This is a genomic window from Pseudomonas nitroreducens, from assembly GCF_024170165.1.
In the GTDB taxonomy this organism is placed as follows: domain Bacteria; phylum Pseudomonadota; class Gammaproteobacteria; order Pseudomonadales; family Pseudomonadaceae; genus Pseudomonas; species Pseudomonas nitroreducens_C.
The window spans coordinates 727,711-741,103 of the sequence record NZ_JALJXP010000001.1; the positions used below are offsets into that span (position 1 = coordinate 727,711).

The 13,393-nt window shown below is 66.3% G+C and carries 15 protein-coding genes; 8 read left to right on the forward strand and 7 right to left on the reverse strand.

Annotation, left to right across the window (positions count from 1 at the left end; all coding sequences use genetic code 11):
• Window positions 1–45: 45 nt before the first annotated feature.
• The 5 genes from pilT to J2T47_RS03380 all read left to right on the forward strand — a co-directional run bounded on the left by pilT (window position 46) and on the right by J2T47_RS03380 (window position 5,564).
• Window positions 46–1,080, forward strand: coding sequence for a type IV pilus twitching motility protein PilT (gene pilT / locus J2T47_RS03360; RefSeq protein WP_253442372.1), 1,035 nt, complete (start codon window positions 46–48; stop codon window positions 1,078–1,080).
• Between the two features lie 103 nt (window positions 1,081–1,183).
• Window positions 1,184–2,329, forward strand: coding sequence for a type IV pilus ATPase PilU (gene pilU, locus J2T47_RS03365; protein WP_253442375.1), 1,146 nt, complete (start codon window positions 1,184–1,186; stop codon window positions 2,327–2,329).
• A 78-nt stretch (window positions 2,330–2,407) separates the two neighbouring features.
• Window positions 2,408–2,812: an NINE protein gene (locus J2T47_RS03370; RefSeq protein ID WP_253442377.1), complete on the forward strand. Its 405-nt coding sequence runs from the start codon at window positions 2,408–2,410 to the stop codon at window positions 2,810–2,812.
• A gap of 212 nt (window positions 2,813–3,024) precedes the next feature.
• On the forward strand, window positions 3,025–4,398 hold the full coding sequence (locus tag J2T47_RS03375) for a pyridoxal-phosphate dependent enzyme (RefSeq protein ID WP_253442380.1): 1,374 nt from the start codon (window positions 3,025–3,027) through the stop codon (window positions 4,396–4,398).
• Window positions 4,395–5,564, forward strand: a complete 1,170-nt coding sequence (locus J2T47_RS03380; protein ID WP_253442382.1) for a trans-sulfuration enzyme family protein — start codon at window positions 4,395–4,397, stop codon at window positions 5,562–5,564. The genes J2T47_RS03375 and J2T47_RS03380 overlap by 4 nt, the downstream gene beginning before the upstream one ends.
• A gap of 150 nt (window positions 5,565–5,714) precedes the next feature.
• Here the strand turns inward: J2T47_RS03380 and J2T47_RS03385 are convergent, their stop codons facing one another.
• The 7 genes from J2T47_RS03385 to gshB form a co-directional block, all read right to left on the reverse strand.
• Complete coding sequence (locus J2T47_RS03385; RefSeq protein WP_253442385.1) at window positions 5,715–6,986, reverse strand: dihydroorotase; 1,272 nt, start codon at window positions 6,984–6,986, stop codon at window positions 5,715–5,717.
• Entirely contained in the window at window positions 6,983–7,987 is a 1,005-nt protein-coding gene (locus tag J2T47_RS03390) for an aspartate carbamoyltransferase catalytic subunit (protein WP_138519691.1), read from the reverse strand. The genes J2T47_RS03385 and J2T47_RS03390 overlap by 4 nt, the downstream gene beginning before the upstream one ends.
• Window positions 7,988–8,032: 45 nt before the next feature.
• A complete protein-coding gene (gene pyrR / locus J2T47_RS03395) occupies window positions 8,033–8,545 on the reverse strand; it encodes a bifunctional pyr operon transcriptional regulator/uracil phosphoribosyltransferase PyrR (protein ID WP_253442387.1) in 513 nt (170 codons plus the stop codon).
• A gap of 156 nt (window positions 8,546–8,701) precedes the next feature.
• Complete coding sequence (gene ruvX / locus J2T47_RS03400; RefSeq protein ID WP_253442713.1) at window positions 8,702–9,139, reverse strand: Holliday junction resolvase RuvX; 438 nt, start codon at window positions 9,137–9,139, stop codon at window positions 8,702–8,704.
• Window positions 9,136–9,705: a YqgE/AlgH family protein gene (locus J2T47_RS03405; RefSeq protein ID WP_253442389.1), complete on the reverse strand. Its 570-nt coding sequence runs from the start codon at window positions 9,703–9,705 to the stop codon at window positions 9,136–9,138. Before J2T47_RS03405 ends, ruvX begins: the two co-directional genes overlap by 4 nt.
• Before the next feature lie 72 nt (window positions 9,706–9,777).
• Entirely contained in the window at window positions 9,778–10,671 is an 894-nt protein-coding gene (locus tag J2T47_RS03410; RefSeq protein WP_253442393.1) for an energy transducer TonB, read from the reverse strand.
• A 56-nt stretch (window positions 10,672–10,727) separates the two neighbouring features.
• On the reverse strand, window positions 10,728–11,690 hold the full coding sequence (gene gshB / locus J2T47_RS03415) for a glutathione synthase (RefSeq protein ID WP_253442405.1): 963 nt from the start codon (window positions 11,688–11,690) through the stop codon (window positions 10,728–10,730).
• A gap of 280 nt (window positions 11,691–11,970) precedes the next feature.
• On the opposite strand from gshB, the gene pilG reads away from it, so the two are divergent.
• Genes pilG through J2T47_RS03430 form a run of 3 tightly spaced genes read left to right on the forward strand, consistent with a single transcriptional unit; the run spans window position 11,971 to window position 13,380 of the window.
• Complete coding sequence (gene pilG / locus J2T47_RS03420) at window positions 11,971–12,378, forward strand: twitching motility response regulator PilG (RefSeq protein ID WP_015475142.1); 408 nt, start codon at window positions 11,971–11,973, stop codon at window positions 12,376–12,378.
• Between the two features lie 46 nt (window positions 12,379–12,424).
• Window positions 12,425–12,790 (forward strand): twitching motility response regulator PilH, encoded by a 366-nt coding sequence (gene pilH, locus J2T47_RS03425; RefSeq protein ID WP_024766237.1) that lies wholly within the window; start codon window positions 12,425–12,427, stop codon window positions 12,788–12,790.
• Window positions 12,791–12,843: 53 nt separating this feature from the next.
• Complete coding sequence (locus J2T47_RS03430) at window positions 12,844–13,380, forward strand: chemotaxis protein CheW (RefSeq protein ID WP_081519603.1); 537 nt, start codon at window positions 12,844–12,846, stop codon at window positions 13,378–13,380.
• Window positions 13,381–13,393 lie beyond the last annotated feature (13 nt).

Sequence of the window (13,393 nt, forward strand, 5' to 3'; positions counted from 1 at the left end):
GTGTTCTGCGGCATTCTACCTGCTTGCTCTTGATTGGGGAGTCCCATGGATATTACCGAGCTGCTCGCCTTCAGCGCCAAGCAGGGCGCTTCGGACCTGCACCTCTCGGCCGGTCTGCCGCCGATGATCCGCGTCGACGGCGATGTTCGCCGCATCAACCTGCCGCCGCTGGAGCACAAGCAGGTTCACGCGCTGATCTACGACATCATGAACGACAAGCAGCGCAAGGATTTCGAAGAATTCCTGGAAACCGACTTCTCCTTCGAAGTCCCGGGGGTTGCGCGTTTCCGGGTCAACGCCTTCAACCAGAACCGCGGCGCCGGCGCCGTGTTCCGGACCATTCCCTCCAAGGTGCTGACCATGGAAGACCTGGGAATGGGCGAGGTCTTCAAGCGCGTCTCCGACGTGCCGCGCGGCCTGGTGCTGGTCACCGGCCCCACCGGTTCGGGCAAGTCCACCTCGCTGGCAGCGATGCTCGACTACCTGAACAACACCAAGTACAGCCACATCCTCACCGTCGAAGACCCCATCGAATTCGTCCACGAATCGAAGAAGTGCCTGGTCAACCAGCGTGAGGTGCACCGCGACACCCTCGGCTTCAACGAGGCCCTGCGCTCGGCCCTGCGTGAAGACCCGGACATCATCCTGGTGGGCGAGATGCGTGACCTGGAGACCATCCGCCTGGCGCTGACCGCCGCGGAAACCGGTCACCTGGTGTTCGGCACCCTGCACACCACCTCCGCGGCCAAGACCATCGACCGTATCGTCGACGTGTTCCCCGCCGAAGAGAAATCCATGGTCCGCTCCATGCTCTCCGAATCCCTGCAGGCGGTGATTTCCCAGACCCTGCTGAAGAAGATCGGTGGCGGTCGGGTCGCGGCCCACGAGATCATGATCGGCACCCCGGCGATCCGTAACCTGATCCGCGAGGACAAGGTCGCGCAGATGTACTCCGCCATCCAGACCGGCGGCGCGCTGGGCATGCAGACCCTCGACATGTGCCTCAAGGGCCTGGTCGCCAAGGGCCTGGTCACCCGTGACGCGGCGAAAGAAAAAGCCAAGATCCCGGAAAACTTCTAATCCCACCGGGCCCCTGCGGCCCGGCGCACGGAGCGCGCCACACGCACCCGCTTCGTGATCCGACAGCCCTGTCGTAGTCAGCGTGAACTCGGCGAGAAAGATCATGGAATTCGAGAAGCTGTTGCGCCTGATGGTGGAAAAGGGAGCCTCCGACCTGTTCATCACGGCGGGCGTGCCGCCTTCGATGAAGGTCAACGGCAAGGTGCTGCCGGTCACCAAGACCGCGCTGTCGCCGGAGCAGACCCGCGAGACCGTGCTGTCGGTGATGAACGAGCAGCAGCGCCGCGACTTCGCCGAGAACCACGAGTGCAACTTCGCCATCAGCGCCCGCGGCGTTGGCCGCTTCCGTGTCAGTGCCTTCTACCAGCGCAACCTGGTGGGCATGGTGCTGCGCCGTATCGAGACCAACATCCCGACCATCGACGACCTGAAGCTGCCGGAAATCCTCAAGAAGCTGGCGATGACCAAGCGCGGCCTGGTGATCTTCGTCGGCGCCACCGGAACCGGCAAATCCACCTCGCTGGCGGCGATGATCGGCTACCGCAACAAGAACTCCACCGGCCACATCATCTCCATCGAAGACCCCATCGAGTACATCCACCAACACCAGGGCTGCATCGTCACCCAGCGTGAGGTGGGCCTGGATACCGATACCTTCGAGGTGGCGCTGAAGAACACCCTGCGCCAGGCGCCGGACGTGATCATGATCGGCGAGGTGCGCTCGCGCGAGACCATGGACCACGCCGTGGCCTTCGCCGAAACCGGCCACCTGTGCCTGGCGACCCTGCACGCCAACAACGCCAACCAGGCGCTGGAGCGGATCATCCACTTCTTCCCGGCCGACCGGCATGGCCAGGTGTGGATGGACCTCTCGCTGAACCTCAAGGCCATCGTCGCCCAGCAGCTGGTGCCGACCCCGGACGGCAAGGGCCGCCGCGCGGTGATCGAAGTGCTGCTGAACACCCCGCTGGCCGCCGACCTGATCCGCAAGGGCGAGGTCCACGAGCTCAAGCCGCTGATGAAGCGCTCCACCGAGCAGGGCATGCAGACCTTCGACCAGGCGCTTTACCAGCTCTACGTCCAGGGCGAGATCACCTACGAAGATGCGCTGGCCTACGCCGACTCGGCGAACGACCTGCGCCTGATGATCAAGCTGGGTTCGGAGACCGACGCCGACCACCTGAGCAGCATGACCCAGGGCCTGACCCTGGAGCTGAACGACGACGACCCCAGTCGCCGTTTCCGCTGACTCGTGCCGCTTGAGAAGCCCGCCCCGTGCGGGCTTTTCGTTTATGCTGAGGGTCTTGTCACGCAACGGGAGAAAGGCATGTCCGCCAACCCTGACACCCACAGCAAGGTCATTGGCTACCTGTTGTGGATCTTCGGCTTCACCGGCTCGCACCGCTTTTATTACGGCAAGCCGATCACCGGCACCATCTGGTTCTTCACCCTCGGCCTGTTCTTCATCGGCTGGATCATCGACCTGTTCCTCATCCCGTCCATGGATGACGCGGCCGACCAGCGCTTCCGCGCCGGTGGCGTGGACTACAACGTCGCCTGGATCCTGCTGACCTTCCTCGGCTTGTTCGGCGTACACCGCATGTACATGGGCAAGTGGCTCACCGGCATCCTCTACCTTCTCACTGGCGGCCTGTTCTTCGTCGGCGTGCTGTACGACTTCTGGACGCTGAACAGCCAGATATCCGAGCGCAACGGCCCGCAGCGCATTTGATCCCTGCTCACTCCCCGCAGGAGCGGACTCTGTCCGCGATGACCGCCAGCGCGATGCGCACCTGTCGCGGACGCAGTCCGCTCCTGCGAAAAGCCAATCCGCCGTCTTTCGTCGTGCCGCCTGGCGCGACCTGTGCCGCCCGCCTAAGGTCAGGAGGACAGTAGCAGGCGCCGTCGGGCGATCCCCATGGCGCCGCAGAAGGAGTGGCTGCCATGAGCAACGAATCCCGCCCTGCCGTACTCGACCTGATCGGCAATACCCCCATGGTCCGCGTGACGCGCTTCGATACCGGACTTTGCACCCTGTTCCTCAAGCTCGAATCGCAGAACCCCGGCGGCTCCATCAAGGACCGCATCGGCGTCGCCATGATCGAGGCCGCCGAGCGCGACGGCCGGCTCAAGCCCGGCGGCGTGATAGTCGAAGCCACCGCCGGCAACACCGGCCTGGGCCTGGCGCTGGTGGGTCGCGCCAAGGGCTACCGGGTGGTGCTGGTGGTGCCGGACAAGATGTCCACCGAGAAGGTCCTGCACCTGCGCGCCATGGGCGCCGAGGTGCACATCACCCGTTCGGACGTCGGCAAGGGTCACCCCGAGTATTACCAGGACGTCGCGGCGCGGCTGGCGCAGGACCTGCCCGATGCCTTCTTCGCCGACCAGTTCAACAACCCCGCCAACCCGCTGGCCCACGAGACCGGCACTGGCCCGGAAATCTGGGCGCAGACCGGCCACGACCTCGACGCTGTGGTGGTCGGAGTCGGCTCCGCCGGCACCCTCACCGGTCTCACGCGCTTCTTCCAGAAGGTCCAGCCCGAGCTGGAAATGGTCCTGGCCGACCCGGTGGGCTCGATCATGGCCGAGTACTCGCGCTCCGGCGCCATCGGTACGCCCGGCTCCTGGGCGGTGGAGGGTATCGGCGAAGACTTCGTGCCGTCGATTGCCGATCTCTCCAGCGTGCGCCACGCCTACTCGATCAGCGATGAGGAAAGCTTCGCCACGGCCCGCGAGCTGTTGCGCAACGAAGGCATCGCCGCCGGTTCGTCCACCGGCACGCTACTGGCCGCCGCGCTGCGCTTCTGCCGCGAGCAGACGGAGCCCAGGCGCGTGGTCAGCCTGGTCTGCGACACCGGCACGCGCTACCTGTCGAAGATCTACAACGACCAGTGGATGACCGACCAGGGCCTGCTGCAGCGCAAGCGCTACGGTGACCTGCGCGACATCATCGCGCGGCGCTTCGAGGAAGGCCGGGTAGTCAGCGTCGGTCCCGGCGACACCCTGCTCACCGCCTTCCAGCGCATGCGCCTGGCGGACATCTCCCAACTCCCCGTGCTCGACGGCAAGCGCCTGGTGGGCGTGATCGACGAGTCCGACATCCTCATGGGCGTGCATGACGACCCGGCGCACTACCGCTGCGAAGTCTCCAGCGCCATGAGCGACGCCCCGGAAACCCTCGCCCCCGGCGCCAGCCTCGCCGAACTGGAAGCGGTGCTCGGGCGCGGCCTGGTGGCGATCATCGCCGACGCCTCGGGCTTCCACGGCCTGATCACAAGATTCGACCTGCTCAACCACTTGCGGAGGACCCTCCCATGAGCCAGCACGACGACCGCCTCGGTTTCGCCACCCGCGTGATCCACGCCGGGCAGGAGCCGGACCCGTCCACCGGGGCGATCATGCCGCCGATCTACGCCAACTCCACCTACCGCCAGGAAAGCCCCGGCGTGCACAAGGGGCTCGACTACGGCCGCTCGCACAACCCCACGCGCTGGGCGCTGGAGCGTTGCGTGGCGGACCTGGAGGGCGGCAGCAAGGCGTTTGCCTTCGCCTCGGGGCTGGCGGCGATCTCGGCGGTGCTGGAACTCCTCGATGCCGGCTCGCACATCGTCTCCGGCAACGACCTGTACGGCGGTACCTTCCGCCTGTTCGAGCGGGTGCGCCGGCGCAGCGCCGGGCATGACTTCCACTTCGCCGACCTGGCCCAGCCCGGTGCGCTGGAAGCGGCGCTGACCGACAAGACGCGCATGGTCTGGGTGGAAACCCCGAGCAACCCGCTGCTGCGCCTGACCGACCTGGCCGCCATCGCCCGCACCTGCCGCGCGCGCGGCATCCTCTGCGTGGCCGACAACACCTTCGCCAGCCCCTACGTGCAGCGCCCGCTGGACCTGGGCTTCGACATCGTCGTGCACTCCACCACCAAGTACCTCAATGGCCACTCCGACGTCATCGGCGGCATCGCCATCGTCGGCGACAACCCCGACCTCGCCGAGCGCCTGGGCTTCCTGCAGAACTCGGTGGGTGCCATTGCCGGCCCGTTCGACGCCTTCCTCACCCTGCGCGGGGTGAAGACCCTGGCCCTGCGCATGGAGCGCCACTGCGCCAATGCCCTGGAGCTGGCGAAATGGCTGGAACAGCAGCCGCAGGTGAAGCGCGTCTATTACCCCGGCCTGCCGTCGCACCCGCAGCACGAGCTGGCGCGCACGCAGATGAAGGGCTTTGGCGGGATGATCTCGCTGGACCTGGATACCGACCTCGCTGGCTCGCGGCGCTTCCTGGAGAACGTCCAGCTGTTTGCCCTGGCGGAAAGCCTGGGCGGCGTGGAAAGCCTGATCGAACACCCGGCGATCATGACCCACGCCAGCATCCCGCCAGAGAACCGCGCGGCGCTGGGCATCGGCGATTCGCTGATTCGCCTGTCGGTGGGCGTGGAGGACGTGGAAGACCTGCGGGCCGACCTGGCCAAGGCTCTGGCGATGATCTGAATCCCGGCGCCTGCGGGCTTTTCGTAGGAGCGAGCTTGCTCGCGAACATACCGAGCATCGGAGTTGTACGGGGTCGCGAGCAAGCTCGCTCCTACAATGGGCATGAAAAAGCCCGCCATTCGGCGGGCTTTTTCATGGAGCAGCGAAGCGTTACACCGCGTGGACGATATGCCCGTCCACCAGGGTGCAGCGCACCACGCCCGGCAGGCAGTGGCCGAGGAACGGGCAGTTCTGGCCGCGGGAGAGCCAGGTCTCGCCCGCCAGGGTCTGGCCGTCGGCTTCGAACAGCACCACGTCTGCCGCGGCACCCACTGCCAGCTTGCCGGCCGGCAGGCGCAGGGCGGCGGCCGGGCCGCTGGAGAGGCGCGCGATCAGGGTCGGCAGGTCGAGCAGGCCGTCCTGCACCAGGGTCATGGCCAGCGGCAGCAGCAGTTCGACGCTGCTGATGCCCGGGTCGGTCGCGGCGAACGGGGCGTTCTTCGCGTCGGCCTCGTGGGGCTGGTGGTGGCTGGCGATGGCCTGGATCACGCCGCTCTTCACCGCTTCGCGCAGGGCGTCGCGGTCCTTGTGCGAGCGCAGCGGCGGCTGCACGTGGTACAGGCTGGAGAAGTCCGCCAGTGCCTCGTCGGTGAGGATCAGCTGGTACAGCGCCACGTCGGCGGTGACCGGCAGGCCGCGGGCCTGGGCCTGGGCGATCATTTCGACGCCACGGGCACTGGTCAGCTGGCTGAAGTGCGCGCGTACGCCGGACTGCTCGACCAGCAGCAGGTTGCGGGCCAGGGCCACGGTCTCGGCGGTTTCCGGGATACCGGCCAGGCCGCGGAAGCTGGCGGTCGGGCCTTCGTGGGCGATGCCGTCGGCCGCCAGTTCGGCGTCCTGGGAGGTGAACACCACGGTCAGGTCGAAGGTCGCCGCGTACTCCAGTGAACGCAGCAGCACGCGGTTGCTCGCCATCGGCGCCAGGCCGTTGGTGAAGGCCACGCAGCCGGCGTCGCGCAGGGCGACCAGTTCGGAGAGCTGCTCGCCGGCGAGCCCCTTGGTCAGCGCACCGATGGGGAACACCTTGGCGTTGCCGGCTTCGCGGGCGCGGTCGAGGATCAGCTCGGCGACGGCGGAGGTGTCCAGCACCGGTTTGGTCTGCGGCGGGAAGCACAGGCTGGTGACACCACCGGCGGCGGCGGCGCGGGTTTCGCTCTCGATGCTGCCCTTGCGGCTGTAGCCCGGCTCGCGCAGGGCGACGCTCAGGTCCACCAGGCCGGGCGCGGCGACGAGGCCGGCGGCGTCGATTTCCTGGGCGGCGTGGAAGCCTTGCGGGGCGTCGCCGATGGCGACGATGCGGCCGGCCTCGATGTGCAGGTCGCAGACCTTGTCCAGGCCGCTGGCCGGGTCGATCAGGTGGGCGCCACGAATACTGACGGTCATTGCGCGTCCTCCTGTTCCAGCTGGCGTTGGGCGTTCTGGCCGCTCATGGCCATGGACAGCACGGCCATGCGGATGGCGATGCCGTAGGTGACCTGGTTGAGGATCACCGACTGTTCACCGTCGGCCACGGCCGAGTCGATCTCCACGCCGCGGTTGATCGGGCCGGGGTGCATGACGATGGCGTCGGGCTTGGCCAGCTGCAGGCGCTTCTGGGTCAGGCCGTAGAGCTTGAAGAACTCGCCTTCGCTGGGCAGCAGGCCGCCAGCCATGCGCTCGCGCTGCAGGCGCAGCATGATCACCACGTCGACGTCCTTCAGGCCTTCGTTGGCGTCGGTGAACACCTTCACCCCGTACTGCTCTTCCAGGCCCACCGGCAGCAGGGTGCGTGGGGCGATCACGCGGATGTCCGGGCAGCCGAGGGTTTTCAGCGCCAGCATGTCCGAGCGCGCCACCCGCGAGTGCAGGATGTCGCCGACGATGGCCACCGAGAGGTTCTCGAAGCTGCCCTTGTGGCGGCGGATGGTGAGCATGTCGAGCATGCCCTGGGTCGGGTGGCCGTGGCGGCCGTCGCCGCCGTTGATCACGGCGACGTTGGGGCTGACGTGCTCGGCGATGAAGTGCGCGGCGCCCGAGTCGCTGTGGCGCACGACGAACATGTCGGCGGCCATGGCCTCGAGGTTGCGCAGGGTGTCGGTGAGCGTCTCGCCCTTGCTGGTCGAGGAGGTCGACACGTTCAGCGAGATGACGTCGGCGGACAGGCGCTGCGCTGCCAGCTCGAAGGTGGTGCGGGTGCGCGTGGAGTTCTCGAAGAACACGTTGCACACGGTCTTGCCGCGCAGCAGCGGGACTTTCTTCACCGCGCGGGCGCCGACTTCGAGGAAGGAGTCGGCGGTATCGAGGATTTCAGTCAGCAGTTCGCGGGACAACCCGTCGAGCGAGAGGAAGTGGCGCAGCTGGCCCAGGTCGTTGAGCTGCAGCGGGCGCTTGGCGTCGGTCGGCATGTGGCAGGCCCTGAAAGTTGGGGGTGGAGGTCCGGGCGCGCGGAGTTACAGCGCCGTGCTGAGAAGCGTGCGCTCGAGGACGAGTGGTGCGGGACCGCGCAATTTTACCCGCTCGTTGGGTGCCAGGGACAGGGTTTCGCCGACGATATCCGGGCGGATGGGCAGCTCGCGCTTGTTCAGGTCGACCAGGCTGACCAGGGTCACGCTGGCCGGGCGACCGTAGTCGAACAGCTCATTGAGCGCGGCGCGGATGGTCCGGCCGCTCATCAGCACGTCGTCCACCAGGACCAGGTGCTGGCCGTCGATCTCGAAGGGCAGTTCCGACGGACGGACCTGCGGGTGCAGCCCGTTGCGGCTGAAATCGTCGCGGTAGAAGGACACGTCGAGGATGCCGAGGATCTCGTCGCTGCCCAGTGCCTTGAGCAGTTCCTGGGCGACCCAGATGCCGCCGGTATGGATGCCGACGAAGCGTGGCGAATCGATCCCGCGCTGCGCCAGGTAGTTGCGCAGGTCGGTAGCCATGCGGGGGATGAGTTCGGCGGGGCTGGGCAGGGTCATGACGTCTCCGGTTCGGTTGGCGAGGCCACCCGGGGCGGGCGGCCATCGGGGCGGACCGCTTCCGCGAGGAGTGGTCCGCCAAGCTTAGTGGCTTTCGCCGCGCTGGCGCTGCCTCAGGTCAAGGACGCTGCGGCCACGGCAGGCAGGGGCCAGGGTTCAGGCGGGGGCGTTGTCGGCCAGCCAGCCCTCCAGCAGCAGGGCGGCGGCCAGGGCGTCCACCGGGCGCTCGCGGTAACCGTCGCGCTGGCCCTGGGCCAGGCGCTCGCCCTTGGCGGCGTAAGTGGTCAGGCGTTCGTCGTGGGTGTGCACCGGCAGGTTGTAGCGGCCGTGCAGGCGGCGGGCGAATTTCTCGGCGCGCTCGCTCATGTCGCTGGGGGTGCCGTCCATGTTCAGCGGCAGGCCGACGACGATGGCGTCGGGCTGCCATTCCTTGATCAGCGCTTCGACGCGGTTCCAGTCCGGCACGCCGTTCTGTGCCTTGAGCACGCACAGTTCGCGGGCCTGGCCGGTGATGGCCTGGCCGACGGCGACGCCGATCTGCTTGGTGCCGTAGTCGAAGCCCAGGAGCAGGCGCAGGGGTTTGCTGCTCATCAGGCGTGCCCGGCCTGGGCGGTGAGCAGGCTGAGGTTGACCCCCAGGCGCTCGGCGGCCGCCGACAGGCGCTGCTCGGCCGGTACCTCGAAGAGCACCGCCGGGTCGGCGGGGCAGGTCAGCCAGGCGTTGTCGGCCAGTTCGGCTTCCAGCTGGCCGGCTTCCCAGCCGGCGTAGCCGAGGGTGATCAGGTGCTGCGCGGGACCGCTGCCATCGGCGATGGCGAACAGCACGTCCTGGGAGGTGGACAGCGACAGTTCGCCCAGTTCCAGGGTGGCCTGGAAGCTGCGCCCGGCGGGGTGCAGGACGAAGCCGCGGTCGGTCTGCACCGGGCCGCCGTTATAGATGGTCATGCCCTGGCAGCGTACCGGCGGCAGTTCGTCCGGACGCAGTTGTTCGAGTACGTCGGCGAGGCTCAGGCCGCTGGGGCGATTGATGATCAGGCCCATGGCGCCTTGCTCGTTGTGTTCCACGAGGTAGGTGACTGTCTGGGCAAAGTTGGAGTCCGCCATGTGCGGCATGGCGATCAGGAAATGGTGCTTGAGGTAGCTGGCGGCTGTGCTTTTCATGCCGGCTAGTTTCAGGCCTGGGGGCCAAAGGGACAAGACTTGAAAGCGTGAGTAGACGCTTCGGGCGCCGGCTCAGTTGCTGGACAGGCGGTCGCCGCGCTCGAAGCGCCAGGTGCGGATGATTTCCAGGCGGTCGATGTCGTTCAGGTCGCCGGAGAACGGCGCGAAGGGCGCGGCCAGGCGCACGATGCGCTGGGCGGCCTGGTCGAGCGTGGGCTGGCCGGAGGATTCCAGCACCTGCACTTCGTACAGCGAGCCGTCGCGGTTGATCGACACCAGCAGCCGCAGGCTGCCGTAGATGCGCTGACGGCGGGCTTCGTCGGGGTAGTTGAGGTTACCGATGCGCTCGATCTTCTTGCGCCACTCTTCCTTGTACCAGGCGCCCTTGTCGCGCATGGTCGAGGCGGCGCTCAGGCGGTGGATGCGCGGGCGCTTGGCGTAGGCCTGCTGCTCGCGGGCGAGGTCGGCCTCGAGGCTGGAGATTTCCGCCGACAACTGGCTGGAGTCGAACTGCGGCGCCGGCTTGGCGACGGTCTCGGCCTTGGGCGTCTGCTGCTTGGTCTGCACCTTGTCCGGGCGCGGGGTGCGGGTGGCGACGGCGGCCTTGGGCGCTTCCGGGCTCTTGGCCTGACGCGGGGTGGCCGGCGGGGAGACCTTCTTGACTTCGGTGTCCTGGAACGGCGCCTGCTCGGTGGTCTTGGGGATCGCCTTGTGTTCCAGGGTGCCGCTGCCCTGCTGGTTCATCTGCGCGAGGTAGTCCGCCTTCTCGGGCGCCTTGTCGCTCTTGAAGCTGGCCAGGGTGATTTCCAGCGTCTTGCTCAGCTGGCTGGGCATGGGCATGGTGAAGCCCACGCCGAGCAGCACGGCGACGTGCAGGATGGCCGCAATGAACAGGGTGAAACCCAGACGGTCCGCCGGACGTACGCCGGAGGACACGGGGAAGTCTTGATGGGTTGCAGCGTTCATTGCGGGTCGCACGGGCCAGGGTGGGGCGGAAGTCTGCCGACGAGGCTTATAAAAGTCTATGACGCACTGCGCGCCTTGAGCTTTTCGTCGATGACTGCCATCAGTCTCTCACCGATGCGTGTGTCGTAGGCCGCATCGATCTCGCGGATGCAGGTCGGGCTGGTGACGTTGATCTCGGTGAGGTTCTCGCCGATCACGTCGAGGCCGACGAACAGCAGGCCGCGCTTGCGCAGCTCCGGGCCGACCTGGGCGGCGATCCAGCGGTCGCGTTCAGTCAGCGGCTGGGCCACGCCACGACCGCCGGCAGCCAGGTTGCCGCGGGTCTCGCCCCGGGCGGGGATGCGCGCCAGGCAGTATTCCACCGGTTCGCCGTCGATCATCAGGATGCGCTTGTCGCCGTCCTTGATGGCCGGCAGGTAGCGCTGCGCCATGACCTGCTCCTGGCCGTGGCGGGTCAGGGTCTCGAGGATCACCGAGAGGTTCGGGTCGCCCTCGCGGTGGCGGAAGATCATCGATCCGCCCATGCCATCCAGGGGTTTGAGAATGATGTCACGATGCTCCGCGGCGAATTCGCGGAGAATGTCGGACCGGCGGCTCACCACCGTCGGCGGCGCGCACTGCGGGAAGAGGGTGGCAAAGTACTTCTCGTTGCAGTCACGCAGGCTCTGCGGCTTGTTGACGATGAGCGTGCCGGCGGTTTCGGCCTGTTCCAGCAGGTAGGTGGAGTAGACGAATTCGTTGTCGAAGGGCGGGTCCTTGCGCATCAGGATCACGTCCAGGTCCGACAGCGGCTGGTCGACTTCGTCCTCCAGTTCGAACCAGTGGGCCGGGTCGTAGAACACCTTGAGCGGGCGCATGCGACCGCGGGCGACGTTCTCTTTCTGGTAAAGATCCTGCTGTTCCATATAGAAGAGCTGCCAGCCACGGGCCTGGGCGGCCAGCAACATGGCCAGCGAGCTGTCCTTCTTGAAACTGATCTGCGCGATGGGGTCCATCACGATCCCGAGGCGTACGCTCATGGGATGTCCTCCTGGGGGAATTCGTCGGCTTGGGGCTGCGACTCGGAGCCGCGCCGCAAAGGCTGAAAATGGACGCTCAGGGTGGCGCTGGATGTGCGCTCGGTCAAGGAAAAAGCCTGCGCGTTCGGGGTCTTATGGCCTGAATTTGCTGGGCGTGGTAAAGATTCTGACGATTGTGGTAAAAGGTTCCCACGATTGGGTCGCAGCCCGACGGTGGCAGGGCGCTCGCGCACTGAAATAAAAAGCGGAAAAACGACTCACCGAGATGGTAAGGGCGAACATGGAACAGCATTCCGACGGTTTGAAAGTAATGGTGATCGACGATTCCAAGACGATTCGTCGCACGGCTGAAACCCTGCTGAAGAAAGTCGGCTGCGATGTCATTACAGCCATCGACGGCTTCGACGCGCTGGCCAAGATCGCCGATACCCATCCGAGCATCATCTTCGTCGACATCATGATGCCGCGCCTGGATGGCTATCAGACCTGCGCCCTGATCAAGAACAACAGTGCATTCAAATCCACGCCGGTGATCATGCTGTCCTCCAAGGACGGCCTGTTCGACAAGGCCAAGGGTCGCATCGTCGGTTCCGATCAGTACCTCACCAAGCCCTTCAGCAAGGAAGAACTGCTCGGCGCGATCAAGACCCATGTGCCCGACTTCACCCCGGTGGAGCACGCTTCCTGAAGTCCGGCCCGAGTGCCGGTGACGCCTATTCCGTATGGGGACCACAATGGCTCGAATTCTGATTGTTGATGACTCGCCGACCGAGATGTACAAGCTGACCGCGATGCTGGAAAAGCACTCGCACCAGGTACTCAAGGCCGAAAACGGCGCCGATGGCGTGGCCCTGGCTCGCCAGGAAAAACCCGACGTCGTCCTGATGGACATCGTCATGCCCGGCCTGAACGGCTTCCAGGCGACCCGTCAGCTGTCCAAGGATCCGGAAACCAGCGCGATTCCGGTGATCATCGTCACCACCAAGGACCAGGAGACCGACAAGGTCTGGGGCAAGCGCCAGGGCGCTCGCGACTACCTGACCAAGCCGGTGGACGAAGAAACACTGCTCAAGACCATCAATTCGGTGCTGGCCGGCTGATACAGCCGTACCTGCACACCTGAACATAATTATTAGAGAAGGCCAGGGCCGGCATGGCGGAAGTCCAGAGTCCTTTCGAGGTTCTCGTCCAGATCGATCAGCGCTGTCGTCAGCTGGCCGCGGGTCTGCCCGCCCAGCGCGAGGTGGTGCAGAGCTGGAACGGCATCGGCTTTCGCATGGCTGGGCGCCTGTTTGTGGCGCCCATGGGGGAGGTCGGCGAGGTTCTTCACGAGCCACGCTACACACTGCTGCCCGGCGTCCGTGACTGGGTGAAGGGGGTCGCCAACGTGCGCGGCCGCCTGCTGCCGATCATGGACCTGTGCGGTTTCCTCGGCGCGGAGCTTTCGCCTCTGCGCAAGCAACGGCGCGTGCTCGTCGTGGAATACCAGGAAGTCTTCGCCGGCCTCATCGTCGATGAGGTGTTCGGCATGCAGCACTTCCCGGTGGACACCTTCTCCGAGCAGCTGCCGCCCCTCGAAGCGGTCCTGCAGCCCTTTATCCATGGCGTCTTCCATCGGGAGCAACCCTGGCTCGTGTTCAGCCCGCATGCGCTGGCTCAGCACCCCGGGTTCCTCGACGTCGCCAGCTAGAGTTTGACCGGTT